The organism is Burkholderia sp. BE12 (assembly GCF_002959955.1).
Taxonomy (GTDB): Bacteria; Pseudomonadota; Gammaproteobacteria; order Burkholderiales; family Burkholderiaceae; genus Burkholderia.
This window is the reverse complement of record NZ_PREY01000005.1, coordinates 119968-146381: the sequence shown is the minus strand read 5'-3', so window position 1 is coordinate 146381 and position 26414 is coordinate 119968. Positions and strand designations below refer to the sequence as shown.

The 26414-nt window shown below is 66.9% G+C and carries 21 protein-coding genes; 7 read left to right on the top strand and 14 right to left on the bottom strand.

Annotated features, from left to right (window positions below):
• Nucleotides 1–69 precede the first annotated feature (69 nt).
• Together C4B30_RS07335 and sctC are read right to left on the bottom strand one after the other, a co-directional pair.
• Nucleotides 70–1278 carry a sensor histidine kinase gene (locus C4B30_RS07335; protein ID WP_027782678.1) on the bottom strand — a complete coding sequence of 403 codons (1209 nt, stop codon included), beginning with the start codon at nt 1276–1278 and terminating at the stop codon, nt 70–72.
• Between the two features lie 40 nt (nt 1279–1318).
• Nucleotides 1319–3082, bottom strand: coding sequence for a type III secretion system outer membrane ring subunit SctC (gene sctC, locus C4B30_RS07330; protein ID WP_027782677.1), 1764 nt, complete (start codon nt 3080–3082; stop codon nt 1319–1321).
• Between the two features lie 103 nt (nt 3083–3185).
• Here sctC and C4B30_RS07325 point away from each other — a divergent pair, with 103 nt between their 5' ends.
• On the top strand, nt 3186–4292 hold the full coding sequence (locus C4B30_RS07325; RefSeq protein WP_371090891.1) for a type IV pilus twitching motility protein PilT: 1107 nt from the start codon (nt 3186–3188) through the stop codon (nt 4290–4292).
• 106 nt (nt 4293–4398) lie between these two features.
• On the opposite strand, the gene pilV is transcribed toward C4B30_RS07325, so the two are convergent.
• The 9 genes from pilV to C4B30_RS07280 all read right to left on the bottom strand — a co-directional run bounded on the left by pilV (nt 4399) and on the right by C4B30_RS07280 (nt 14850).
• Nucleotides 4399–6096, bottom strand: coding sequence for a shufflon system plasmid conjugative transfer pilus tip adhesin PilV (pilV, locus tag C4B30_RS07320; protein ID WP_105132228.1), 1698 nt, complete (start codon nt 6094–6096; stop codon nt 4399–4401).
• Complete coding sequence (gene pilM / locus C4B30_RS07315; RefSeq protein ID WP_105132227.1) at nt 6089–6568, bottom strand: type IV pilus biogenesis protein PilM; 480 nt, start codon at nt 6566–6568, stop codon at nt 6089–6091. The genes pilV and pilM overlap by 8 nt, the downstream gene beginning before the upstream one ends.
• 52 nt (nt 6569–6620) lie before the next feature.
• On the bottom strand, nt 6621–7175 hold the full coding sequence (locus tag C4B30_RS07310) for a type 4 pilus major pilin (protein ID WP_105132226.1): 555 nt from the start codon (nt 7173–7175) through the stop codon (nt 6621–6623).
• A 103-nt stretch (nt 7176–7278) separates the two neighbouring features.
• Entirely contained in the window at nt 7279–8355 is a 1077-nt protein-coding gene (locus tag C4B30_RS07305) for a type II secretion system F family protein (RefSeq protein ID WP_105132225.1), read from the bottom strand.
• Nucleotides 8345–10129 (bottom strand): GspE/PulE family protein, encoded by a 1785-nt coding sequence (locus C4B30_RS07300; protein ID WP_105132224.1) that lies wholly within the window; start codon nt 10127–10129, stop codon nt 8345–8347. The genes C4B30_RS07305 and C4B30_RS07300 overlap by 11 nt, the downstream gene beginning before the upstream one ends.
• A gap of 4 nt (nt 10130–10133) precedes the next feature.
• Nucleotides 10134–10712: a type IV pilus biogenesis protein PilP gene (pilP, locus tag C4B30_RS07295; protein WP_105132223.1), complete on the bottom strand. Its 579-nt coding sequence runs from the start codon at nt 10710–10712 to the stop codon at nt 10134–10136.
• Entirely contained in the window at nt 10702–12018 is a 1317-nt protein-coding gene (gene pilO2 / locus C4B30_RS07290) for a type 4b pilus protein PilO2 (protein ID WP_105132222.1), read from the bottom strand. The genes pilP and pilO2 overlap by 11 nt, the downstream gene beginning before the upstream one ends.
• Before the next feature lie 25 nt (nt 12019–12043).
• A complete protein-coding gene (gene pilN / locus C4B30_RS07285; RefSeq protein ID WP_089501505.1) occupies nt 12044–13777 on the bottom strand; it encodes a PilN family type IVB pilus formation outer membrane protein in 1734 nt (577 codons plus the stop codon).
• Entirely contained in the window at nt 13777–14850 is a 1074-nt protein-coding gene (locus C4B30_RS07280) for a toxin co-regulated pilus biosynthesis Q family protein (RefSeq protein WP_105132221.1), read from the bottom strand. Before C4B30_RS07280 ends, pilN begins: the two co-directional genes overlap by 1 nt.
• Nucleotides 14851–15740: 890 nt before the next feature.
• Between C4B30_RS07280 and C4B30_RS07270 the strand changes: the two genes are divergently transcribed.
• Nucleotides 15741–17177: a helix-turn-helix transcriptional regulator gene (locus tag C4B30_RS07270; protein WP_105132220.1), complete on the top strand. Its 1437-nt coding sequence runs from the start codon at nt 15741–15743 to the stop codon at nt 17175–17177.
• Between the two features lie 174 nt (nt 17178–17351).
• Nucleotides 17352–17819 carry a lytic transglycosylase domain-containing protein gene (locus C4B30_RS07265; RefSeq protein ID WP_089501501.1) on the top strand — a complete coding sequence of 156 codons (468 nt, stop codon included), beginning with the start codon at nt 17352–17354 and terminating at the stop codon, nt 17817–17819.
• 198 nt (nt 17820–18017) lie between these two features.
• Here the strand turns inward: C4B30_RS07265 and C4B30_RS07260 are convergent, their stop codons facing one another.
• Complete coding sequence (locus C4B30_RS07260) at nt 18018–18758, bottom strand: hypothetical protein (RefSeq protein WP_234015407.1); 741 nt, start codon at nt 18756–18758, stop codon at nt 18018–18020.
• 257 nt (nt 18759–19015) lie between these two features.
• On the opposite strand from C4B30_RS07260, the gene C4B30_RS07255 reads away from it, so the two are divergent.
• Both C4B30_RS07255 and C4B30_RS35200 read left to right on the top strand, forming a co-directional pair.
• Entirely contained in the window at nt 19016–21301 is a 2286-nt protein-coding gene (locus C4B30_RS07255; RefSeq protein WP_234015406.1) for a hypothetical protein, read from the top strand.
• Between the two features lie 282 nt (nt 21302–21583).
• The gene (locus C4B30_RS35200; RefSeq protein WP_158683401.1) at nt 21584–22396 is read left to right on the top strand and encodes a phage tail tip lysozyme; all 813 of its coding nucleotides are present in this window, start codon (nt 21584–21586) and stop codon (nt 22394–22396) included.
• Between the two features lie 192 nt (nt 22397–22588).
• Here the strand turns inward: C4B30_RS35200 and C4B30_RS07240 are convergent, their stop codons facing one another.
• Both C4B30_RS07240 and C4B30_RS07235 read right to left on the bottom strand, forming a co-directional pair.
• Nucleotides 22589–22906 carry an HrpB1 family type III secretion system apparatus protein gene (locus C4B30_RS07240; protein WP_234015405.1) on the bottom strand — a complete coding sequence of 106 codons (318 nt, stop codon included), beginning with the start codon at nt 22904–22906 and terminating at the stop codon, nt 22589–22591.
• A 61-nt stretch (nt 22907–22967) separates the two neighbouring features.
• Nucleotides 22968–23273 carry a hypothetical protein gene (locus C4B30_RS07235; RefSeq protein WP_027782660.1) on the bottom strand — a complete coding sequence of 102 codons (306 nt, stop codon included), beginning with the start codon at nt 23271–23273 and terminating at the stop codon, nt 22968–22970.
• Between the two features lie 233 nt (nt 23274–23506).
• Between C4B30_RS07235 and C4B30_RS07230 the strand changes: the two genes are divergently transcribed.
• Nucleotides 23507–25267 (top strand): hypothetical protein, encoded by a 1761-nt coding sequence (locus tag C4B30_RS07230; RefSeq protein ID WP_105132217.1) that lies wholly within the window; start codon nt 23507–23509, stop codon nt 25265–25267.
• Between the two features lie 208 nt (nt 25268–25475).
• On the top strand, nt 25476–26330 hold the full coding sequence (locus C4B30_RS07225; RefSeq protein ID WP_105132216.1) for a methionyl-tRNA formyltransferase: 855 nt from the start codon (nt 25476–25478) through the stop codon (nt 26328–26330).
• Nucleotides 26331–26414: the final 84 nt, after the last annotated feature.

The following is a 26414-nucleotide window of genomic DNA, read 5'->3' as shown; positions in this document are numbered from 1 at the left end:
GGCCGCGCGGGAGCCGGTGCCCGGTCCGCGCAACGCGTGTCAAACGAATACGGGCCACGCCCTGGCGCCTCACTCGCCGCGCGCCGCGCGCAACGCGCGGTCGGCATCGACAAGCGATGTCGCGTGCGGCTTCGCGGCGACAGGATTCAGGCACGGCAGACGCAGCACGAACATGGTACCGCCTTGTCCGTTGAGCTCGGCGTAAAGTGCGCCGCCGTGCATGCCGACGATCTGCACGGCGAGCTTGAGCCCGAGACCGAAGCCCGTTGCCGTCCGCTTGCCGAGCTTCTCGAAGTCGGTCAGCCGATCGCCGTCGACGAGCCCCGGCAGCCCGCCCGCGCGATCGTCGACGACCACCTCGGCGAAACCGTCGGCCTGCCGGATCGACACCGTCACCGCCTCGCCGCGCGGCGACGCACGAACGGCATTGTCGATGACGTTCTGGACGGCGCGCGCCACGAAGTTGCGCATGCCGCTCACCCACAGCGGCGCGCTGTCGGGCAGCCACAAGTGTAGCGCGACGCCGCAATAGACGGCGGTGACCTCCAGTTGCGAGATGATCTGGCGCAGCGTCGCGCGCAGATCGAACCGTTTGAAGTCGCGCGCCTGCAAATGCTCGGTCACCGACGAGAAGATGAACTGCTCGCCGAGCGAGAGCACGTACTGCGCGAGCGCGGTGATCTGCTGCATGCCGCCGCAACGCTCGAACGCCTCGGGGTCGCTCGCATCGAGCTGCGTGAGCGCGCTGATCGAATTGAGCGGCGAGCGCAGATCGTGCAGCAAAAAGCGCAGCGACATGGCTCGCTCGTCGAGCGAGCGTGCGAACGGCGTCACGTCCGTCACGGCGATGACGGATTCGCCCACCCCCGCACCGGCGCACGCACCGGCGGGACCCGCCTGAATCCAGAAGGTCGAATCGTCCACGCGTACCTCGCGGCCCGCTTCGAGATCGCGCAGCCGCGGCACGTCCGTCATCTCGAAGCGCTCGCTCAGCGCCACGCTGAAATCGACGCCCGCGGGCAGCGTCATCGCCAGCATCTCGAGCGCGCGCGCGTTCGCGTGCACGACCGCACCCGCGCGATCGAGCACGATCACCCCGCACGGCAGCCCGCGCAGCGTGCCGCGCAGGCGGCGCGCCTCGTCGTCGGACAGGCCGCGATCGGCAGCGCCCCCGCCGCATGCGTCGGCGGGCAAGCCCGGTTGGGTGGGCCGCGGCTCGGACTGCTGCCCAGGCTGCACGTCGGGCCGCGAATGCGGCTGAGTATGGGATTCGTTCACATGGCCTCCTGCATTCTCCGGTGCGGGCGGTTGCGGTGAATCACGGCGAGATGACGCGCGGCGACAACAGGAAGAGCCGCTCCATGTGGCTCTTCTGGCGGTTGTCGGTCCTGAAGAGCGCGCCGATCAACGGAATCTTCGAGAGCCCGGGCACCCCGGTCACGCCCATCGTCGCGCTGTCCGCGCGATAGCCGGCGATGAGCAGCGCCTGCCCCTCCTCGATGAACGCCTGCGTGTTGATCGTGCTGTTCTGGATCACCGGCAGGTTGCTGACCGTCTGATCGGTGAGCTGGCCGTCCTGAATCGCCACGTCGAGCTTGATGCGCGTGCGCCCGTCCTCCTCCACGACCATCGGCAGCACACGCAGCGAGATGCCGGTCGACACGCTGTAGAGATCGCCCGAGGTGTATCCCGACACCGGCACGAAAAACTGCGTCTGGTTGTCCATCACGGCCTCGATGTTGTTGAGCGTGACGACCTTCGGACTCGCGTCGATCTTGGCGGCCTTCGTCTGCTGCAGCGCCGAGATGCGTGCCATCAGATAGCGGCCGGCGTCGCCGAGCACGGCGGCCACCGATGCGCCCACGGGCGTCGCCGCCGCGAGCAGGTTGCCCGGCAGCGCCGTCTGGCCGAAGGTCTGCGAGAGCGTGCCGTTGTAGGTGCTCTGTGCGAGCGTGCCGGTACCGGTCTGCACGTCGACGTGGCTGTTGTGCGCGGTCCAGTCGACGCCGAGCTGATGCAGCGCGTCGTCGTCGATCTCGATGATGTGCGCCTCGATCTCGATCAGTTGCGGTTTGACGTCGAGGCGATCGATCAGCTTGCCGTACTGATCCATCCGGTCGGCCGTATCGCGAATCACGACGGAGTTGGTGCGCTGGTCCGCGACGATGACGGGCAGTTGATCGTCGCTCGCGGGCGCCGTGCTCGTGTTCTGCGGCGGCGGCGGCTCGCCCACCGCCGCCGCCACGGCCGGCGATGGCTGTCCGGTGAGCCCGGCGAACATGCCCTTGCCGGCCGCGCCCGACGGCACCGGCGGCGGAACGTACGGGCCGTTGTAGGCATTGCCGTTCACGTCGTTGATCGGCGTGTTGCGCTTCACGCCGCTCGCCGCGCGACCGCCCTCGCCGCGTTTGTCGGCGGCCTTGGCCGTGCCCGGGTGGTAGATCCCGTTGAGCACGGCCACCACGCCCTGCAGCGTGACCTGCTGGCCGTCGATGGGCACCGTGCGGTCGTGCGCCCACGCGTGATAGAGCGGAAAGACGCGTACCTGCGTGCCGCTTCGATGCGCGGCGTTGTTGTCGAGCCGCGAGGCCACGTTCGTCACCATCTGCACGTAGCGAGGCGGCCCGCTCACGAGCGCCGTGCCCTGCGCGCTGTCGTAGACGATCGGAAAACGCTCGTCGGCGATGCGCAGGCGGTCGAGCGCATCGCGCAGCGCGCCCGTATCGGCCGAATCGAGCTTCACGAGCGTGCTCTGCAGTTCGGCAGCCGTCGTGACGTCGAGCACTTCGCCGTCGTAGTACCACACGAAGCCGAACGACGCCGCGAGCGTATCGAGAAAGCGCCGCGGCGGCAGATGGAACTTGCCGCTCACGGTGCCGCTCACATCGGCCGCGATGCGCGTGGGGACGCCCTGGCTCGCGCCGAAGTCGCGCAGCACATCCTTGATGTCCTTGCCCTGCGCTTCGTAATCGACGATCGACGACTTCCAGCGCACGGCTGCCGCCTCGGCAACGGGGGCGGTCGCCCCGAATGCGAGCGCGGCGGCGAGGGCCACGGTGCCCAGTCGGCGAGCCCAGTTCATGACGCGCCGCCCGCGATGAAACGTACGCACCGCCGCCCGGTGCTTCTCCGACACATCGACAAAATTTTCATGTAAGTTCCGACTATCTTTCATAGGAAGGGCACTGACGATGAACGCTCCGAGTCACGAACGTCGCGACCTGACGCGCGAGATTCTCGAATTGATCGACCTGCGGCAGACTTTCACCGACATCCATATCGAGCAGGACCGGCCGATCATGATCAAGGCGCCGCGCGGCTGGCTCGCCGTCGGCGAGGAGCCCGTGCTCCACGACGAAATGCTGCCCACACTGGCCTCGATCGAACCGGACTGGGAGGCGCAGCTTCAGCACGGCGCGATCGATCGCCCGTTCGTGCTCACGCGCTGCCGCCTTCGCTGCAACATCTACCGCACCAATGGCGGCCGCAAGCTCGTCATCTCGATCCGGCGCCTGCCGCTGCAGCCGCTCGCGCTCGACAAGCTCGGCCTGCCCGCCTACGTGCGCTCGATGATCGACAGCGCCAAGGGGCTGATCCTCGTGACGGGCCCGACCGGCTCGGGAAAGACGACGACGATCGCCTCGCTGCTCGAGCACATCAACCGCACGCGCAACAGCCACATCGTCACGATCGAAGAGCCGATCGAATACGAACTCGAGGGCCGCACGTCGATCGTCTCGCAGCGGCAAGTGCCCACCGACACGCCGAGCTTCTCGGCCGGCCTGCGCGAGGCGCTGCGGCAAAAACCCGACGTCATCATGGTGGGCGAGGTGCGCGACCCCGAGACGGCGGAGACGGCGCTCCAGGCCGGCGAATCGGGCCACCTCGTGCTCGCGACGATGCACACGGGCAGCGCGATCGGCACGCTCACGCGGCTGTTGTCGTTTTTTCCGGCCGAGCAGCGCGAGCGCTATGCGGCCGCGCTCGCGAACTGCCTCATCGGCGTGATCTGCCAATGCCTCGTGCCGACGGAGGATGGCGAGAACTTCGTGCTCGCGAGCGAACTGCTCTTCAACAATAATCAGCAGATCAGCGGCCTGCTGACCGATCCGGGCAAGCTGCCGTACCTTGCCGAGTTCATGAAGCGCAAGGAAGACAACATGTCCCGCATGCTCAACGATCACCTCTTCAGCCTCGTATCGAAGCAGCAATGCCTGCCGCGCGACGTGCTGCGCGCGACCTACAACCGGCTCGAGCTGCACGAAATGCTGCAGACGCTCGCGCCGCACTGAGCCCGCGCGAAGGCGGTGCCGGCGCAATGGCGTCGCTTTCGCCGGTCGCGCCGTGCGTGGCGGTGCTGCGAAGGTGTGCGGTGTCGATCGGTTCACGGTTGGGCGCTCAGTAGTAGGAGTTGATCGTCCAGCCTGCCGCGACGGGCGTGTTCCAGACCGTCTGGCCGGACTCCCCGCAAAAGCTGCTGACCCACGGCGTCGTGATGCCGGCGTACGTCGCCCAGTTCGTCGTCACGATGATCGTGTAGGTGCCAGGCGTGCCGGCCTGGGACAGCGCGTTGTTGATCCCGCCCGAATCGTCCTGAAGCGTCGGCGTCTGGCTCTCCGTATGCCCGAGGTTGCGGTTGCCGCCGTCGGTGATGTCGATGCTCTGCGAGAGCTGCCCCCGGTTGCCGGAGGGGCCGTTGCACATGCCGTCGTTCAAGTGCGCCCAGGTGGACGCGACGATGATCCCCGGCTTGGTGAGGTTGACGGTCGTCCTGAACGTATACGAGTACGTACCGTTGCTGCCGTTGTACGAATAGGCGCCCGATTGGAAGTTCGTCGCCGGCTGGCCCGTGCAGGCGGAGTAATCGCCCGCGCCGTTCGGGTTGGCCATCACGAGCTGACAGCCGGTGAGCGACGACGCCGGCTCGATTTCGCTTTGCGTTTGCCACCGGCCGCCGCGGCACGACAGCACGCGCCCGTTCGCATCGGTGGAGACGAGCGTCGTGCTCGCCGACGCCGGTGCGATGGCCGAATTCTGCGGCGCGGGCGGGCATGGGTCGCCGACGTTGTGCGCGTTGCCGAGCGCGAGATTGCCCGCTTCGTCCACCGCCAGCGCCTGCCATGTGGCGCCGTCGTACGCATAGGCCCGATTCGTCGCGGCGGTGAGCCGCACGTCGCCCTGATGCGCGGCAACGCCCCCGAGCGCCGCTTCGTTGGCCACCGGTTCGCGCCAGTGATAGGCCGCCTGCGGCACCCAGAGGTTCTGCGTTCCATCGCAATTCAGGACGTTGCCCGAAGCGTCGGCCGCGATGGCGCCGGGCTGCGTGCAGGCGGCATAGTCGATCTGACGCGCGAGCACGATCGGCACTTGCATCGTGTTCGCCTGCGGATTGCCCGGCACGGCCACGCGGTACAGATAGTCGACGTTCTGCGCCTGCGTGCCGTCGTAGAAAATGAGGCTCGCCAGATGTCCCGTGCCCGTTTTCGTGTTTGTGCAGGATGTGTTCGCCGGGTTCGGCGTATCGACCTTCCAGGTGCCGAAGGCGCCGGTGGCCGCGCCGGTCGAATTGTTCGTCGCCTGGATCGAACCGCCGCCCGGGCCGGCGTTCGCCGCGATGTAGCCGAGTTCGGGATCGGGAATGGTCCGGCCGCCCTCCGTGACGAGCAGCGCCTGCAACGCCACCGGATTGGCGCCGCCCGGGGCCGCGTAGACGAGCAGGCACGGCGCCTGACCATAGGGGTTGGTGCCGCTCAACGCATTCGGAAGGTAGGTCGACAGCTGATACGTCGAGCCGGTCATTTTCGCGATCACCGGCGAGGTGGTCGTGGCCTGGGCCGCGAGCGCCGTGTAGTTTTGCCGAATGAGCCGCGTGGCAGCCGCCGTCAGCTGCGACTGATAAAGCGCGGCCTGCTGCGCGCGCGTATCGTCGAGCGACGAGTTCGTGAGCGCGACGAGGCCCGCCATCATCAATGCGGCGAGCGCAAGCACGGCCAGCATCTCCACCATCGTGAAGCCGGCCATACGGCGAGCCGGCCACGCGCGGGGGCCGGGACGACGCATGCCGGTGCGGGCAACGGTATGGGTGCGCTCAGTCATACGCTTGCGCCATCCATACTGGCATGCCGTTCGGGATCGCGTTCGCCAGGGCGGCCGGCAGCGGCACCGCCGGATTGCCGGGGGACACGAGGTTGGCGCCGAGCGCCACGCCGGCCAGCGCCGAGCCCTGCGCAATCTGCTCGATGCCGTCGACCGCCGCCGCGGCCGCTGCCGACGCCGCATAGACCACGACGAGGCTGCCCGCATAGCCAGTATTGGGCTGGACGTAGTTCCGCCACATCGGATCGGGAACGGTCGCCCCGAGGTAAGGCGCGAGGCTCGCCGCCGGCACGCTGCCCGCGAACGACGGGTTGGCGCGCGCGAAGGCCGCCACGGCCTGCCGGTAGGCGCTCATGTTCGCCGCGAGCACCATCGCCGACGGCGCGAGCGGTGCCGGCGCCGCCTCGGCGCCGAGCAGCGCGTAGGCACCGGTAAGCATCGCGAAGGCGGCGACGATCCAGATCAGGAACATGGCGGGCGGCGCGTGGCGTCAATCGGAGCGAAGGCCGATACTCGGGCCGCGATCAGGCGGAGGTCCAGATGATGTTCTTCGCACCACCGGTACAAGCCGCCTGAGCGGCGGCGGGCGTTACCGGCACGGTTTGCGCCGTACCGCCGATAGAGACGGCCGTCCACGTTCCGCCCGCAGATGCCGCGTTGATGCATACGTCCGTCGGCACGGAATCGAATTCGATCGTGAATGTACCGGTGCCGGTGCCCGTAACGGTTACCGCGCCACCCCAGGCATCGGTGACGGTATTTGCCGCGGTGTCGATGACGAGCGTCGTCGGGATGATGCCGGCCGAAATGGCGACGGTCGTCGCCAGCCCGGTGTAGCCGTTGGTCTGCCCCATATACAGCTTCTTGACGCCGGTCTGGATGGCCGTCACCTGCTCGGCCGTCTGATTCGACGAAGCACTGCCGAATGCGCCGCGCAGCAGCGCAATGGCGCCGATGACGACGATTGCGGCGATCCCGAGATAGGCGATCGCCTCGAGCAGGGTGGCGCCACGCTGCGTGCGCCGCGACCCACGGCTGCCCACCCTGGCGCGAATCGATGCGACGGTCTTGACCTTCATGTTGCTCTCCTTGGTTTCCTCAATCGGCACTCGAGAAAGACGTGCCCTCTCCTTTCAACACCCGTTCGTTTGCGCTGCGCCTGCACGTCATTACACGGCAGGCTCAATGCAGACTCCGAGCCAAAGCCGCAATTTCCTGCTGAATTCCGAAGAAGCCGCTGATGAGCCACGACAGCACGAGCGCGAGCACGACGATCGCCGCGCCGTTGACCACGCGCATCTGCGCCTCGATCGTCTCCACGCCGTCGGTCATCCATTCGTTGGCGATCGCGTGCAGCGCCTCGGCGAAGCCCTTGTATTCGGCATACACGCACAGATCGTCGACGATCTCCTCCGAAGGAAACCGGTAGCCGGCATTCTTCATCGCCTCGCCGACGTTGAGCCCCGACTTCACGCCGAACAGCATGTCGTCGATTCGCTGCCTGAGCCACGGCTTCGCATCGGTGGCCAGCCGCGCGAGCGAGCGCTCGACCGTGAAGCCCGCCGCCTGCAGCGACGAAAACGCGACGAGAAAACCGCAGCCCGTAATGAGCCGATAGATCGAGTAAGGCGGGTAGCGGTCGAGCCAGACCCGCACGTTGCCGGACCAGCGCGGCATCGAGTAAAAGAGCGCCGCGACGAGGATCGCGAGCACCACGAGGCAGTAGATCATGCCGCCCTGCACGAACCGGGACAGCTCGTAGAGCGACTTCGCCACGCCGTGCCAGCGCTCCGGGCTCACGATCGACGCGAAGCGCGGAATCATGAGCTTGCCGAAGAGGTACACGTACCCGATCGTCATCGCCACGATCACGCACGGGTAGGTCAACCCGCCGACGATGGCCGTGCGGATCCGGCGGCTGTACTGCACGACGTTGCACACGTTCAGCAGCGCGGCCTCGAGGCGCCCCGACTGCTCGCCGGCCATGACGATCATCTGCTCGGTATGCGGCACCCACCACGCCATTGCCTCGGCCAGCATGCCGCCGTTTTGCACGACGCTGCGCCAGTCCGCGAGCGTCAATGCCAGCGGCTCGTTCGGCTTGCGGCCCTCGTGCGACGCACGCAACTCGAGCTCCTCGAGAATCTTGAGCAACGGCAAGCCGTTCGCGAGCATTTTCGCGATCTTGCGATAGAGCCGCAGGCGCGCCTGCGTCGTGAGTTGCAGGCGCGCCCAGCGCCGGTTGAGCTCAAGTGCCATAGCCGCTTCCGAGCGGCTGCGGCCGCCCCCCGCTGCCCGGCATGAACGGGCCGACCACCCGCTCCGCCATGCGCGGATCGACGAGACCCGCCGCCACTTTTTCGAGCGCGTGCTGCGCGACCGTCTGCCCCGCGAGCTCGCCGAGCCAGTACGCCTGCGCATCGGGCTTGCGCCCGGCGCGCAGCAATTCGCAAAACGTCGCGTCGGTGCGCACGACCTCGGCCACCACGGTCCGGCCGACCGTGCCGTTCTTGCAATGCGGGCAACCGGGCCCGGCCACGCGCACCGCGTCGAACCGCGCGCCGACGGCCCGCTTCACGCGCGCGACGAGCCCCATGTCGAGCTGCGCCATCGCCTCGGCCAACGGGCGCGAGCAGTGCGGACACAGCAGCTTGACGAGCCGCTGGCTGATGAGCCCCGTGACGAGCGATTCGTCCGTCACCATCGCGATCGGCAAGCCGAGATCGACGAGACGATCCACGATCGCGAGCGCGCCGTTCGCGTGCACCGTCGTCCAGACCTGATGGCCCGTCATCGCGGCGCGCAACGCGCTTTGCGCCGATGCGCGGTCGCGCACCTCGCCGATCATGATCGTATCGGGATCGAGCCGCATCGCATTCGCGATCGCGGCGGCGAACGCGAGCGAGCGCGCCTCTTCCGTCGGCGCGTTGACAACGGGCGTCTGCACGGCGCCCTCGATCGGGTACTCAACCGGATCTTCCACGGTAATGACGTGAATCGAGCCGGCCATCTCGCGCAGTTGCTTCGTCAGCACGCGCTGCAACGTCGTGGATTTGCCCGAGCCGGTCGGGCCGCTGATGATGTTCATGCCGTGCGGCTGCTGCGCGAGCAGCTCGAACGCGTTCGCCTGCGCCACCGTGAAGCCGAGCTCGGTCAGGGCAGTCGCCTCGCCCGCATCGTTGTAGAGCAGCCGCAGCACCATGACGCTGCCGACGCTCGTGGGCGCCGTCGCGATCCGCACGCCGAAAAGCCGGTCCGGCAGCTTGTCGCGATCGCCGATGGCCGCGTCCTGGCGTTCGTTCGGCTTGTAGGTGTTGTCCGATACGCTCGACATCGCCGCATAAAGCGTGGCGAGCAGCCGCTCGCCGTACTCGCGCGTCTGCTCCGACATGCGCACGAGTTCGTTGTGGATGCGAAAAAGAATCTCCGTGCTGAAGCGGTTCACGCGGATATGGATATCCGAGGCACGCGCGTCGCACGCCCGCGTGATCAGGTTCTTCGCGACGACCTGCATCTGCGTGTGATCGATGCGCTCGGCACTGCCGTCGCGGCGCGGGCCCTGATAGCTGCGCCTGATCGCGTCGAGTGTCACGAGCCGCGTCGTATAGCGGCAATTGAGCCGTTCGAGTCTCGCGCAGTACGACAGCACGAACGGATTCATTTCGTGCCCTTCGGCAACGAGCAGCGTGCCGTCGTCGAGCAGACAGAGAAACTTGCGCTCCTCGTCGCTCGCGGCGAATTCGCCGCTGTCGGAAAGCGGGCGCGCCACCGCGGCGAGCGGCAGCGCCTGCCCCGGCGGCGCGTTTTGCGACGCCGTGTGCGCGGGCAGCACCGAAGCGGCGGCAGCAGCGGCCACGGCGCTCAGCGCCGGCTCGCGTGGCCGCGCAACGGGCGCGAGCGCCGGCGCGGCGGGAGCCGCGGGCTGAACCTGCGCAAGAGACGGATCGGTTTCGATCGGCTTCACGGCGCGCGAGAGAATCAGCGGCGTCACGCTTGCAGGCGTCTTGCCCGGCGGTGTCGGAGACGAACTCATCGCATCACCTCGCAGGCATCGGCAAAGCAGGCAGCGGCGGCACGCCGGGCGAGCCTGTCGACGCCAGGTTGCGCGCGGGCTGCTGCCGCGCGCTCGCGGAGACGGTCAGCGTCGTGCGCCGTCCGTCTTGCGATGCGAGGACGATCGCACCCGGGCGAATGGCCGCCACGCGCATGCCGTTGGGCAGCGTATCGCCGGGCCCGACGTCGAACTCCGCTCCGTCGCTCGTCGCCACCGTTGCGCCGAGCCTCTTGCCGAGCCCTTGTGTCGCCACGAGCGACACGTCCGAATACGAGGAGACGGTACTGCCCATCCGGTGCAGCGCTTCTTGCCGCTCCGCCACCTGCGCCTGCGCATCGAGCTTTTTCAGCTGTGCCTTGAGGATCATCGTTTCCTCCTGTAGCCGCATCAGTTCGTTGGCGGCCTGCACGGCGGCCGGTGTCGGAACGACGTTCATGCGCGGCGCCGCTTCAGCGGGCGCGGCGGCCGCGGCAGCTGCGGCGCTGGCCTCGCCGAACGCGGCCAACGGCCACGCGCAGCAGCAGGCGAGCACCAGCACAGTCCATGCTTCGTCATTTCTCATAAAGCACTCCGTCGAGCGTCCACTGCCCGGATTTGTATGAAAGCGTCTCGACGCGCACGCCCGGCTCGTCGAGGTACCTGATGAGGCTGTCGGGCCGCACGTCGCCCAGTTGCGCGGACATGCGCCAGGTCTGCCAGCTCGGCGCCGGGGGCGGGCCGCCGCCCGGATGCAGCCGGTCCAGCGTTTGCGAAGCGAGGCTGCGCTGCGGCGCGCTTGCCGGCTGCAGCGTGAACGTCAGACCGATGCCAAGCAACTGGAAGGCGGAAAGCATGCGCAAGCGCACGCCGTGCACGCCATCGAGCACTTCGTCTCCCCCCACGGGCAATGCCAGCGGCTCCACGTAGCTCGCATGCTCGCCGTTGCCGTCGATCGTCGCGCGCGGCTCCGCCGCCATCAACATCGCCACGTTCGATCCGCCCCGCGACCAGCTGTAGCTGACGTTCGAGGCGCGGCAAACGTAGTCGTCGAGTTCCCAGCCGCCCGGCGCGATGCGCGTGAAGTGATCGAGGCACGCGCGAACGAACGCATCGGGCCGCGGCTCGCCGGCCCACGGGTGCGCGGCTTCGGGCGGTGCCGCGGGCTTGGGCGGATGCAGCGCGAGCTCCGCGCGCATCCGCTCGAACGCCTGCTGCCGCTCGAGTTCCATACGGTGGCGCCGGTACGCGACGATGCCGGCCACGACCGCGGCCACCACCACGATCGCAACGGCGACCAGCAGCACCTCGCGCCGCGGTGCGCGCCGCGAGACACGCGACAGGTTGAGCCAGCGCGGCAAATTCGGCTTGCCGCCCCGGCGCGGGATCATGTCCTCGATACGCCGCGCGTAGAAGTTGTGGAACCCCTGCACTTCCAGCTGCGGATCGCCGATGACGACGTTCCAGCCGCCGAGGCTGTAATCGCTGTGCAGCCGCTCGAACACTTCTTCGCTGGAACCGATCCAATCGCCGTTCGGCAGGAACGCGCCGTCGCGCACGGCGAAGTAGGCCCAGCGCCCGTCGGGCAGATGAAACGCGCCGAGCCAGTTCGGCGCCGGCTGCTGGCGCCCGTCGTAGAACGCGCCTTCGGCCGCGATCGTCTTCGACACGAGCGCGCCCAGCGACGGCAAGCCCGGTTGCGCGCCCTCGCGCGTGCTCGCGAAACCCGCGCCCGCGAAGGTGCGGTCGATACGCAGCACCATCGCATCGAAATTCAGGCGCGCGGCAAGTTCCACCGCCTCCGCGCGCAGCGCGTGCCGGCGCGACAGCGATTGCCAGAAAAGGCCGCATATGAAACGCTGGCGGCCGATCTCGATGATTTGCGTCGCCATGACGGATCCTGTGCCCGAGCGCGCGTCAAGCGCCGTTGATCGCGATCGGCGAAAGCAGGATGACGATCACCTCGCGCGTGCCGGAGGCGTTGAACCCGCCCATCGCATAGTTCGACGGATGGCCGACGCCTTGCCGGTTATCCAGATCGGTGATGCCCTCGTAGCCGCTGATGACGAGCGTCTGCCCCGACTTCACGGCGATGCGCTGCAGGAAGTTGCGCGTATCGACGGTCGGCAGCTGGATCTGCTGGTTCGTCGGGCCGAACGGCACAAGGTTCACGAGCGACGAAATGTTGCTGTAGAACTGCATCATGATCGTGCCGTCGTCGAGGATGTGCGGCAGCACCGTGAGGTTGAAGCCGGTCGTGATCGTGCCCGGCGTGAGCGACGTCTGGCTGCCGACGTTGACGGTGTTGGTCGTCGAGATCTGCGCGAGATAGCCTTGCTGCTCGGCCACCTGCACGGGAACGGGCTGATCGTTGAGCGTCGTGATCGAGGCCGAGGTCTTGCGGTGCACCGTGCCCTGCGTCGAAAGCGCATCGATGATGGCCGTCGTGCTCGACGCGCGGCTCGACGGCGTGATCACCGTGGCCGAGAGCTCGCTCGGGTTCTGGATCATGCTCGTGAACGCGGTGGTGATGCCGAACTGCGTGCCGAGCGCCTGATAGACCGCGTGCCAGTTGATGCCGTAGCTGTCCTGTGCGGAAAGCGTGACCGAGAGCACCGTCACGTTCACGAGCACCTGCCGCGCGAGCACGCGGTTTTGCTGCTCCATGAACTCGCCCACGCGCTCGAGCACATCGGGCGTATCGGTGACCGAGATCGAGCCCGTGGCCGGCGAGGTGATGACCGAGCCTACCGGAGAGAGCATCGCCTTGATCGCAGTCTGCAAGCCGTTGTACACCGAGAGCTGCGCGTTCATCGTGATGTTCGCGGTGTTGTCCGACGACACGGACGGCGAACCGGACGTCCCGCCGCCTCCGCCGCCGATGCCCGCGCCACCGGCGCCCGATCCGCCCGCGCCCCCCGCGCTGTTGCTCGACGCGCCGCCGCTGTTGCTCGCACCGCTCACGACGTTCGTATCCAGCTTCGAGTCGCCCGGAATGGCGACAACCTGATAGACGCGCGTGGCCGTGTAGAAGAAGACGATCGCGCCGTCCTCGTACTTCCAGTAGACGCCGAAGCGCGCCGACGCCGTGTCGAGCAGCCCGCGCAGCGTGCCGCCCGAATACGCGATACGCACGGGCGAGGATACGCTCGGCACGCGCGCGGCCACCGTCGCGGCGCTCGTGCTCGGCGCGGGCCCCTGCAGCAGGCCGGCGGGCAGCGGCGGCACGCCGGGATACGCGCCGGCGCCCCCCGTATCGACCGCGGTCTGCGTGGCGCGCGCGGCCGCTTCGCTCGTGCCCGGCGCAACCTTGGCCGGCAGGTGCGCGAGGCGCGAAATGCGATCGGCGAACATGCGCAGCGAATCGACCGTGCCGTCGAAGCTCGCCGGCTCGTCGAAGAGCTTCGGCAGCGTCGATTTCGTCGCGATCTTGATCGTCTTGCCCGAAAGCCAGAGTTCGTCTTTGACGATGACGCCGTCACTGCCCGGCACCGCGCGGTTGTCGCCGTTCGAGAGCTTGCCGAGCAGTTGCCCCGCACGCGCGGTATCGGCCTGCGAGTTGCGCTCGATCTTGTCCAGCAGACCGGTGCACCCCGCGAGCAGCGAGAGGCATGCGGCAAGGATGACGAAAGGACGACGGAGGACGCTCATCAACTTGCTCCTTTGGGAACGACGCGCATGACGCGGTTGCGCTGGTACAAGACCACCTGAATCGGCACCTGCGAGCCGGCGAGCGCATTGGTCACCTGACGCAGCGCTTCGGCGAGCGTGCCGTGTATCGTGGCCGTCGCGTCGACCTGAAAATCGGTCGGCACGTCCCAAATGAATTGCCAGCCGGCTTCGCTCGCCCAGCGCGAGAGCGCATTGCGCACGGAGCCGTCCGACAGGCGCATCTGCCACTCCGTGCGCTCGGGCGGCGCGGCGGGTACGAACGCTGGCGTCGCGGCGGGCGCCGACGACGGCGCCGGCGAGTCCGGGCCGGACGCCGGTTGCGTGGCGGCGAGCAGCGGGGGCGCCATGGCGTCACGCTTGGCGGGCGCGGGTACCTGCGCTCGCGGCGGTGCTGAAACAAGTGCCGGTACCGATGCCGGCATGGCCGGCCCGGCTGCCGGTGCGGGCGACATCACCGGAGCGGGCGCCGGTGCCGGTGCCGGCACGGGCGGGACCGCCGGTGTGCGAGCCGATGCCGGTGTTGCAGGCGTCGACGTCGAAACGCGCGCCTGCGCCACGGTCTGCGCCTGTGCAATGGCAAGTCCCGCCGCGGGAGCCATCGGCGCCGCGCCCGTGGGCAAGGTGGAAGACGCATTCGTCGCGGCACCGTTCATGCGCGAGGCCGCGCCGGGCGCAGGCGAGGAAGGCTGCGGCGCGTCAACGTTTGCACGCCGCGCATGCGCCGTCACCGTGAGCAAACGCATATCCGTATCGATGCGCGCCTGCAGCGCAGGATCGCCCGACAGCACCTCGCCGAGCGCGTGCACGACCGACGAGCCGGCGCGCCAGCTCACGGGCGCGTCGGCCCATGCGCCCGCGTTCGGCACATTGATGCTGTAGCTCGTCGGCATGATCTGCTCGAGCGCGCGCAGCAGCGGAACATCGTGGCCGCCCGAGCGCACGACGCCGCCCAGGCGCTGCCCGCCGTCGACGATGACTTGCTGATCGGAAGCGTGCGCGACCGTGCAGGCGAACCAGACGCCGCACAGCAGCGCCCGAATTGCCAACGGCATCACCGCTCTCCAGACATTCGCCCTCGCCCGGTTCCACCTCTTGTCGCTCACGCACCTCGGACGCACCGGAAGCTCTATTTTTTTTGTTGCCACGTTCTTTTCAATCTGCTTGAACCATGTCAATAGCTGCCCTGAAAGCAGTACCGAAAGGCGTCAGGAATTCGAAAGAAATTCTGTAAGAAAACAGTAACGACGCGTAAGGATAGCACTACAGCTCAATGAATGTTTACGACAAAGTAAACCGCACCTTTAAGTAAAAAAATACTCGCGGAAAATCATTCATTCTCGGCCGGCATGGATGATACAGGCACTGACGCGAGCGTGTCGTCCTCGCGACACAATCCCCGCCCAGCAAGGCGCTGCGGCATCCGACACGCTTTTTGGAACGTTTCGACGCGAATCGCGGAATCGCGGCCCGTGGAAATATGCCAGATACAATAATGTGCTACGGCACCGTTCGCGGGCGAGTCGCCAATTGGGTGCCGTGCAGGAGATATCCGAATTTCCGTGTGTGAGTCGAATTGGGATTAAGACTCCAATGTTTAATCGTTCTTGATAAACAAGCGCGAACCGATTCATGGCGCTCTTCCAATCGTGACGGGAGCGCACGACGCCTTCGTCGCGCAGACAGGCTCGCCGTGCACCGCGCCAAACAGTGCACGGCGGCGGCAAACGTAACAAATCATCAAACAACCGCGACGCAGGCCTCCCGCTCGTGCGTGAAAGTCCACCGCGGCACCGCCCTCTCCGACAAATGCCGATGCCGAGCCGAAGGTAACAAACCATCACAAACACGCGACTGAATCGGCCCGCGATGAAAACATGCGCTCACTGCTTCACGAATCGTTTCACGCCGCGTAACGCATCGCTCATTGAGTCAGGAGCACGACATGTTCTCAACGATCTACTTCGCCGCCGCCTCGGCCCTCGCTTTCGACGACACCCCTGCGGACGTCGCCTCGAAAATGCTCCAAGGCCAGTTTCTCGACGCTGTCCGCCACGCCGCACGCCATGCCGATACCGACACGGCGCAAGCTCAGCCCGGCTACGCACTGCTGCAAGTCTGCGCCGACCTCGAGCTGATGCTCGGCCGCCATGAAGAAGCGGAGGAAACGTATCGCCGCGCGCAAAAAGCCATTCGCGCCCATCGCGACGATCTGCGGATCGCGTCGTGCCGCAATACCGGCTGGCAAGCCTTGTTCCGCAACCAGTTCAACGTCGCGCTCAGTTGCTTCAAACGTGTCGGCGAGGAAAAGGCAGCCACGCCGCGCCAGCGTCTCGACAGCCTCGTCGGTGCGACACTCGTTTCGTTTCATCTGGGCTTGATCCAGGCGGCGTGCCATCGCCTCGGTGAGCTGGCCGCGCTGGCGGCAACGCATGACGATCGCCGCTGGAGCTACCTCGTGGAGGCGCTGCGGCGGGACCTCTTCGCGCAGCACGAACTGCACGGTGCCGAGCGACTCGCCGACCACATCTACTGGCGCTCGGCTATCGCGGAGTTCGAGCCGAGCGAGGCACCGGTACCCGGCTCGCAGCCCGCCGGGACCGCGCTGCCGCTGCTGGCCGAACGACTCTCGCACCTGAACCGGCTCGTTTCGCTGGCCGACGGCCGGACGAGCGCGGGCGAAACGCTCAAGCAATACGTGAGCTGGAGCCGCCAGGCAGGCCTCAACGATTATCACCGCAGCCTGTGCCTCGAAATCACGCTGGCCGCGATCGCCGGCCACGCGACGTCGTTGGCCGAAGCGATGCTCGATGCGTCCGGCGCGGCGAATTCGCAAGGCAGCCAGCATGCGCGCTGGTACCTCGACTACCTCTACTGCCGCGCGAAGATCATGCAGCAGCAGATGCGCACGCAGGAATTCGCGCAGTTCTACGGCCGCTACGCGCTCGCCTCGATTCAGCATGTGCGCGCGGACAGCATGTCGATGCCCGCCGCCGCGGCCGATCACATGCAGGCATCGCGCACGGCGCAGCGCTCCGACGACGTGAGCGCCCGCCTGCCGGCGAAATACCGCCGCGCCTATCGCTACCTGATGGACAACCTCGACCAGAAGGACCTTTCGGTGCGCGAAGTGGCATCGCATGTGGGCGTGACCGAGCGCGCGATGCAGGCAGCGTTCAAGAACCACCTCGGGCTGTCGCCGAGCGAGCTGATCCGGCGCCAGCGGATGGAGCGCATTCGCGACGATCTGCTCGACGACGGCGCACCGGCCACGCGCGTGCTCGACGTCGCGAACAAGTGGGGCGTGCGCCATCGTTCGACGCTGGTCAACGGCTACCGGCGCGTGTTCCAGGAAGCGCCCTCGGAGACGATGGGCCGCTGAGGGCAGCGGTGTGCGGCGCCAAAGCGCCTGCACCACCGATCCGTAACACGGCCGGCCCGCGGCATTTTTCCGCCCACGCCGTCCGACGAAACGCAAACGCGTGGGTCGGACGGCGTTTTCATTCGCACGTCGGTGCGAAGCGATTCCCGCACCGCTGCTCTTACCGGATGATCCATGATGCGACTATTCACACCCAAGCCGGCGCTCGCGCTGGCGCTTGCCGTTCTGTCCGCGCGGCCCGCCGACGTGCGCGCGCAGACCCCCGACTGCTTTGCGGCGGCCGCGGCCTATCAACATGTGAGCCCCGTCGTGCTGCGCGCGATCGCGTGGCAGGAATCGCATGCCAATGCGAACGCGCTCCATCGCAACCGGAACGGTTCGACCGATTACGGCATGATGCAGATCAACTCGATTCACCTTCCGCTGCTGTCGCGCTACGGCGTCTCGGCGGACGACCTCATGAACCCATGCTCGAGCGTCTACGTGGCTGCGTGGCACCTGCACAAGATGATGGTCAAGTACGGGAATACCTGGGCGGCGATCGGCGCCTACCATTCGGAGACACCTGCCGAGCGCGACCGCTACGCGCGTTCGGTGGAACGCATCGTCGAGCGCATGAAGCTGGCGGATGACGGGCAGTAGGTCGAGCAGGGGCAGCCGGGGAGACCCGGCTGCCCGCGAACGTCATCGAGAGAGAAAGCGACGTTGCATGAGGAAGTCGTCCCGTATCGCGAGCGCCAAGGCAAGCGCCAAGCGGGGACGAAGCAGGAACAAAGCGTGGACGATCGGACCGGGGCGTTCGCGAGCCGCGCGCGAAAACGCCGCGGCCCGCCGCAGCCGTTACTGCCCCTTGGCGGCGTTCGAAATGTTGCTGGCGCCCTTGTTGCCCACCGACGCCAGCGCCGACGTGAGCTCCTGCGACTGCTGGTTGACCGCGGCCGCCATCGTGTTCGCGTTGTTGAGCCGCGTCATCTCGTTTTGCTGCTTCATGAAGTCGTGTTGCATCGCAGCCATTTGCGTCACGGGGTCCCCTGCGCCAAGGGCCGATGGACGCACGATGTCACCCGCCGCATGCATGGCGGTGGACGCGACGCCGGGCGGCAGAAAGTGACTTCCGGCATGAAGCGCCGAACTCAGCACCTGTGCGCCGACGTTCCCCGCGCGCCCCGGCAGGCTGGCAAAGTTGCGGGGCGGCGGAGGCGGAGGTGGCGGCGCGCCATCGGCCCCCTTGAAGCTGGATAGCCCGTCCAGTTGGCCTTTGCTGCGCGCGGGCGATTGCTTTTGTGCGCCGTCGGCCGCACCGTTCTTCGTCCCTTTCTCGAACTCCGCGACACGGGACTGGACGAGCCCCGGCCGAATGCCTAAGTTGTTCATGGCGAACTCCTTGAGTGACATGACGATTTCCGTCGCCAGCAACATCGCTCGATGTCGGTGCGGCACGGTCCCCGCATCCCACTCACGCGGAGCGATATCGAGGAATGCAAGCGCAAGCTTATGCGCCACGGCATTGCGCAACGCAAGCGACGCGACGCGGCGAGCGAAATTGCGAAGCGCGCATGCGGCACATGCGATGAAGTGCACAAAGGGATCCGCAGTCGTCGCACCGGCGCCGGCATCGACGTGCGTTTTTTTGCACGCCACTTCGGAATCGGCAGGCTGCCACCGTCATGTCGTTTTACCTTTCCAACACGAGAACCCACGTTCGCAAAGCGCGAAGACGGAATCGACGGGAGAAGGCACGTCGCGACCGCCTGGACGCGATGAGCAGCGCGAAAGTCCATCAAGGCCTTTGTCGCGAGGCGACGTCGAACGATCGAAATCAACCGAAAGGAAACGTCATGACGATCAGCAACAGCACGCAAGTACGGTCTTCATCGCTCGACCTCCCGCGCAACGACACGCAGCCCGCGCCGGCCCCGCGCCAACGAAGCGCATCGATGCCCGGCCCGCGCCCCTCCGGCGGCGCATTGCTCGGTGCGCTGAGCAATGCACCCGCCTTTCCGGCGCATACCGGCACCCATGCACCGGCGCAGGCGGGCCCGCTTTCGACAACATCGCAACCGGCTGGGACGGCGCAGCCCCCATCGCCGGCGCTGCCGGCACCGTTGCCCGTCAGGCGCAACTCGCTGCCTCCGCGCGCATCATCGTCGTCAGGCTCCGCGATCGGCCGCCACGGTGGAGGCTCACGGTCGCTGCCCGGTTCGGGCAAGCTGGACGCTCAACGTGCAGCCCTGGGAGACGAGACGGCGTCGGTGCTCGACTTGTCGGCGGGCGGGCAGTCGAGCGAAGCATTGCCCGTACACGAGGAACTGCAGCCACACACGCCGGCATCGCAGCACGACAGTGCGGCGCCCGTTCGACCTCAGGAGCCGGTGGAAACGAAAACTGCCGGCAAGCAACCGGCCACGTCGCCTTCGGCCAGCCCGCTGCCGCACGAGAAGGACGCCACGGGGCTGACAACCGCGACGACGAGCGAGGCCGAATCGAAACCCGAAACGTCCCGCGCGGCCGGCACGCTGTCGCTCGACAAGGGGGCGAACCCGGCCTTGCTCCACCGCGCCGCATCGGACGCCTCCTCATCCGCTCCGTCCAGCCCCGTCTTCGATCAACATAAACCTGCGCTGGGAAAAGCTGTTTCCGAGCCCCCCGAAGACAAACCCGTGTCGGCAAAAAATACTTTCACGATGCCTTCCCACGCGGAGGCGTCATCGTCGCGCCTACCCGAGACACCTTCGTTGCCCGAGGAGCACGACACGACGTCCCGGAGCCCGCTCTCCCCGAATCCGGCCAGCTTCTCGGCGCCTCACCTCGTCGCGCACGATACCGACATTCAGGATCCCGAAATCCAGCCCGAGACAACCGTTCCGAGTTCGTCGTCCCGGATAGCCCTGGAAACCCGCACGCTGGCCCCCGCCGGGACATCGGCGATCGCGGAACCCGAAGACACACGTCCGGCATCGGCCGCCGCGATCAGCGACCACCTGTCGGCGGCGCTGTCCCGGCCGGGGCAAATCCGGTCGTTCATCTCGAACGTCGGCGACATGCTGACTCGGAACCCCTACGGCGCCGCGCAACCGCTCAAAGGGTGGACGGCCAACCTCGTCAACGCGTTCAGTCATGAATTCGTCGCGACCGGCGGCGCCACGCTCTTCCGGGAGCTGTGCTCGATGGCGACCGAAGCCGTCCTCGACAAGACCGGCGCCGGGCCCGAAACACGCGGCGTCATCACGGCCTCGCTGTTCACGGCGGCGGCGATGGGCAACCTGGTCGCGATGTTGCACAAGTATCACACCGGCACCGCGGACAAGAAGACCTACGCGGGCCACGGTGCGCAGCTCATCGCACTGGTAATGACGGTGGGGCTCGCCGCCCATGCCGGCAAGAACGACGAGGGCAACGGGCATCTTGGGCAGCTCGCCGGCATGCTGCCTAGCGCGATCAAATCGTACGCATATCTGGCGCGCGACGTGATCAACGTGTTCCGCCCGCTCGAAGGCAATCACGACGCAGGCTACGAGCGCCCCGTCAGAGGCCAGGCGCTCAACGGCGCTCCGTATTTCGTGAACCAGCTCGCCGTGAACACCGCGCAGGCCAGCTCGCAATGGTCGGCCACGTCCTACGTCGACAGCCTCATTCACCACACGAAGACCAACGCATCGATCAAAGGCCTGTTCGGCTATTCGGCAGCGAATGCCGCCGGCGAGGGGCTGGATGCGATCGGGGGACGCGTGGCCTCGGAAATCTCGACGCACGGCTTCACGGGCAAGGCGCTCGATGAACTGAAGACGCTGCGCCTGAGCTGGGGCAAGATCGATACCTCCGAAACCAGCACGGCCAGGCAGCTCGGGGACAAGGCGGCCGGCGCGGGAATCGCGCGTCTCAGCCTGTTCCTCTCCCTTTATGCGGCCACCGCCGTGGTCAATCACGCGGTGGGGGGTAGAAGCGATTGGTCCGCCGGCGATAAGAACTTCACGGAGAACGCGTTGGGCGCACTGCTCATCATCGCGGGATGCCTGCCGTTTGCCGCGAGCACGTCGAGCCCGTCGAACCGGTCGAACGAGCGGCGAACGGTCGACGCCGACAACGCGATGGAACTCGGCGTGATGCATCGCACGACCGCCTGATCACACGGGCCGTGCCGAGCTAGCGAAACGAAAGGTTCGTGCGGGTGGCCGCATCCGTGGCGCGGCGGCTCGCCTGCCGCAAGCCGCTTGCATCGGCATCGCGGCCGCCACCCGGTTCGGCGGTTCGGCGGTTCGGCGGTTCGGCGGTTCGGCAATCCGGCGACGGCTTCGCATCCGTCAAGGCGCTGTAAGCGCCGGGCAATAAATTAGGTTTCGCAGGCGGCCGCTATCGGCCCTCCATCGGCAGCTGATGAATAACGTCATTCTCACGCGGAGAAAATCATGTCCACCACGGCAGTGCAAGGCTATAACGCCGGCTATCTGAACGGCATCGACGATGTCGGCGGCATCGGCGGCACGAACGAATCGCAGCTCGCACAACTGCTCGAGTTGCTCATCGAAGAAATCAAGCAGATTCTCGACCCCTCCAGCCAGAATTCAGGCGATGCGGGTGGTGTGGGCGGCATCGGCGGCGGTACGCCTTCGTACTCCGCGCCGCCCGCCTATGCCGGCGGTGGCGGAGGCGCCCCCGCGGGCATGAGTGGCGGCGGTGGCGGCCAGGGCGGTGGCGGCGCGACGCCGGGAATAGGCGGCGGTGGAAGCGGTGGCGGCGGCAACGGCAACACGCTGCCCAATGTATCGGGCGGCGACGCCGCGCACGCCATCGCACAGGATCTCAAATCGCGCTACGGCCTGACCGACGCGCAGGTCGCTGGCGTGCTCGGCAACCTGCAGCAGGAAAGCGGGCTGCAAGGCAACGTCAATCAAGGCGGAGCGACAGGCGCGCCCTCCGGCAACTTCGCGGACGACAACGCCAACGGTTGGGGTCTTGCACAATGGGGCGGCACGCGCAAACAAGGCGAAATCAACTATGCGAAGCAGCACGGGCTCGACCCGGGCAGCCTCGAAGCCAACATCGGCTTCATGAATCAGGAACTCGACACGACGTACAGCAAGACGATCACGGACATCAAGCAGACGACGACGGCGGAACAAGCGGCACTGGTCTGGGACAAGGACTACGAACAAGCCACCGATCCGCAAATGGAAAACCGCAACAAGTACGCCGAGCAATTCCTCGCGCAAGGTCTCTGAACGCGAACGCGTCCGCCCCCGGGGCGTTTGAAGCTCGCACGATCCCGCCCGATGTCCGGGCGGGATTTTCTTTGCACGGCATTTTCCGCCGCGCGAAAACGCCGCTCGTGGGCAATACATGGACTACCCGGATTCGACGTAAACGACTCGATGGGGTTCGCCGAGCGGGGCCGAAGGCCCCGGGAGCGGTCATCAGTCTCTTTCGAGCAGGCGCCGCATGGCAAGGCGCACGTAGGGATCGGTACTGTCCTCGTGTGCCGTCGCATAGCCATGCCACGACGGATCGTCGAGGAGTTTCAGGCAGATCGCCTTCAGTTCGGGCGCGCGATCGTCGGGCAATCCGTTCACGATCTGCCACGCTTCGTGCGGACGCCCGCGCACCAATGCAATCGTCACGGCAAACACGTGCACCTCGCGCGTTTCGGGGTAGACATCGTGCATGCGCGCCAGCAGCGCCTCGGCCTCGTCCAGCTCGTTGGCCTCGATATGCTCGATGATCGCCTGCGCCATGGCCGGCGCATCGGCCGGCCGTTCGGTAAGAAGCTCCATCATGCTCGTCACCGTCCGTGTATCAGGCGGCGCCCGTGCCTGAGGTCAGCGTTCGCACCGCCTCCTTGCCGCCCGCCAATGCGAGCGCGGTAGCGGCGCCCTCCGGCGTCAGGTTTTCCGCGAGCGCCGTGCCGCCCTCGAGCGCCTCGAGCCCACCCTTCGCAATGGCCCCTGCCCCCGCAAGGGCTTCCTTCGGGTTGCCGCTCAGCAGCCCCTTGCCGAACGTCGCCGCGCCGTGCAGCGCGTTGCCGACACCATGGAGAACATCCCCTGCAGCCTTGGTGACATCCCCGACTACGCTCTTCACAATATTGCCGATGAAGCTCATTCGTTTTCTCCTTGATCGTGAACGAAACGCGCGTTCGATGAAACGCGCGACACCGAACCGCATGAACGCGGCCCTCGTTCCAATCTAATGAATGCGGATGCGAAAGCGTTCGCGCGCGCGAAGCCGCACCGCGAAAACCGAATGAGCAACACCCGCGAGACGGCTCGGCGGTATGCCGCCGCGAACCTGCTTCGCCAATCCGAACGATGCTTCGCGCGGTTCACGGGAGTGTCATGACCGGCTCGCACAGTGCAGTCCATCTTGTCTCCTGGTCCGAAAACATCATGGCGCCCCCACCCAAGATCGCGTTCCCGTCGCATGCAATCGAATCCGCGTCCCTCACCCGCACGCCGAGCGACCCCGGCCCCTCCACCGGAGCGAAACCCGCGCCGATGCCGACGCGGCGCGCGAGTGCCGGCGCGCTCATCGAGGAACTCGGCAGCCTCGGCAAGCGCCCGTGCGCGGAAGGTCCGCCCGCCGCACCCGCTGCTCCGAAGCCCGCAGCGGCTATCGCGCCGCAAAAGCCCGGCGTGGACGACATCGGCGCATTCGTGCCGGGCGCCGGCGGCAAGGGCCGGCTCTTCGCCGATTTCGCGCACGCGATGGGCGTCAACCGCAAAGGCATGACGTTGACGGCCTTCGCCGCCAAGCGGCCCGCGAAAGACGGCCTGAACGGTGCATCGACGGCGGCGCACGGACAGTTCGGCTACGACGCGGCGCCCGCCACCGACCTCGTAAACGCGCTGGCCTCGGGCTCGAACGCCGCCGCCGCGCATTCGATCCATAGCCGTTACGAAACCAAGGTCAAGGCGATGCTCGCCGCCGACGTCGAACGCTTCGAGCACCCCGAAAAACGCCCGCCGGGCGCGCCGATGCCGAACCAGGTCGACAACCTGCTGCTGACGAAAAACAGCAAGGGAGAATGGCAATACGACAAAGGCAAGCTCTCGCGCATTGCGCGAGACGACGCGCATCCACTCACGCAGCATGCCCGCGACGTATTGACCGCCATGAGCATCGCGGAGAACAAGGGCAAACAACGTAACGGCGCGTTCTACCAGTCGGTCACGTCAGCCATCGGTCTGACGGCAAGCGGGCTGCTCATTGGCGGCTCGCACGGCGCGCTGGCACCGCTCGCGGCATCCGGGCACCTGACCAACGCGGTCAAGGAAGCGCTCGATTTGAAGAAGCCGTTTGTCGAAGGACGGCAAAACCTGCGCAATGCGAAGGCCGCCACGATTCAACGCTACGTCGACACGGTATTGGCCCCGCACGACTACACGGGCCAGACGCAGGACGAGCGCCTGCGCGCGGCGCTGCAAACGAGCCGCGCGAAGATCGACGATCTGCGCGCGATGGAGGCTCGGCCGGAGGACGAAGGCCTGCCTGCGGACTTGCGTAGCCCGCAGGCGCAGGCGGGTATCTATGCGTCGCTCTATGACGATGCACGCCGCTACGCCAACAGCGCGACGTCGTTCAGCAAGCGCTTGATCTCGGGCATGCATGCTGAAGACAAGGCGAAGGTACACAAGGATGCCGAGCGCGACATCGTGGTCAAACATATTCTGTCGATGGTCACCAAGAGCATCGGGCGCCTCGATCCAGCCTCGCTTGCGGCGCTCGCGGGTGCCGACATGGCAGTCGATGCATCAGGCGCACAGCGCGCGAGGCAGGCGCTCGCGATCGTGGGCAACCATCCGCGCGCGAGCCGCAATCAGGATCTGATCGCCGCGCACACGCTGCTGACAGACAGCGGCATTCCGAAGGGCGAAGCGGCACTGCTGCTTTCGCAGCTGGCACGCGCGCGGCGCGAAAAACCGCAAGCGGCGACGGCGCCGCGCGATACATCGGCTTCCAGCCGGAGCGCCGCACCGCTGACCGACAGCGAGCGGCTCAAGCAGATCGCCAACATCATCGGGCAGCCCGGCCTCACGGCAACCGCCGCCAAGACGGCCGAGGACGCCATCAAGAAGAACCTCGGGCTGAGGTCTTGACGCGCGGCGCGGCGTAAGGCGCAATAGCGACGTCCTCGCCGCGGCGCGCAATCGGCGATTCATTTGCCGGTTCGCGGCACTCGACGAAACTTCGGAATGCACAGGCTGTCCTCCACCGTGCGCGCTTACCGTGAAGCGGGGTGTGGCCGTCGGCCGTCATAGCCGTCCATGCCGCCATGACCTTCATTGTGAAAGGGAGAACCGACCCATGCGATTCGCGTTCGCCGGCTTCGATCGCTGGCGTGTCGTCTTCGACGCGTTCGTGGCCGCCGGCTGGGAGCCTGTGGCGCTCTACTCGATTCCGGTCGACAACCGGCTCGACTTCAATAGCGAACTCGTCGAGCGCGCGGACAAGCTGCGCATTCCGGTGCAGCTGTCACGCATCGACGAAGACGATCTGCGCTGGCTCGCCGAACGGCAATGCGAGGCACTGATCGTGGCCGGCTACAACTGGAAGATTCCGGCGTGGCAGCCCTATCTGCGCCATGCGGCGAACTTTCATCCGTCACCGCTGCCCGACGGGCGCGGCCCGTACCCGGCCATGCGCGCCATCCTCGAGGGGCGGCGCGAGTGGGGCGTCAGTTGCCATCGAATCGATGCCGATTTCGATACCGGCGAGATCGTCGATTCCGAATGCTTTCCACTCGATGCCGACGAATGGCACGAGACGCTGCAGCTGAAGCTGCAGATGGCTGCCCGTCGGCTGGCCACGCGCGTGGCCCGCGACTTCGATCGGCTTTGGAACGAACGGCGTCCGCAAGGTGCGGGCAGCTACTGGCCGCGCGTTGCCGATGCCGAGCGCACGATCGATTTCGCGCAGCCCGTGGCCGAGGTGATGCGCGTCGTGCGGGCCTGCGGGAACGTCGAATCGATCGCGCCGCTCTTCGGCACGACCGTCCACGTGCGGCGCGCCACCGCCTGGCAGGAAGCACACACGTACGAGTCCGGGCAGATCGTGCATCAGTACCGGCGCTGGGTCGTGGTCGCCGCGCAGGACGGCTTCGTCGCCTTGCTCGAATGGAGCCCGCTGAACGCGTCCCTTCGTCAGCAGATGGCGGGCTGAATCGGGACGTCGGTTGCGCCGGTAAACAACGAAGCGGCCGCGCTGCGGTGTTTCGCAGCGCGGCCGCCGATTGTCGCCGATCAT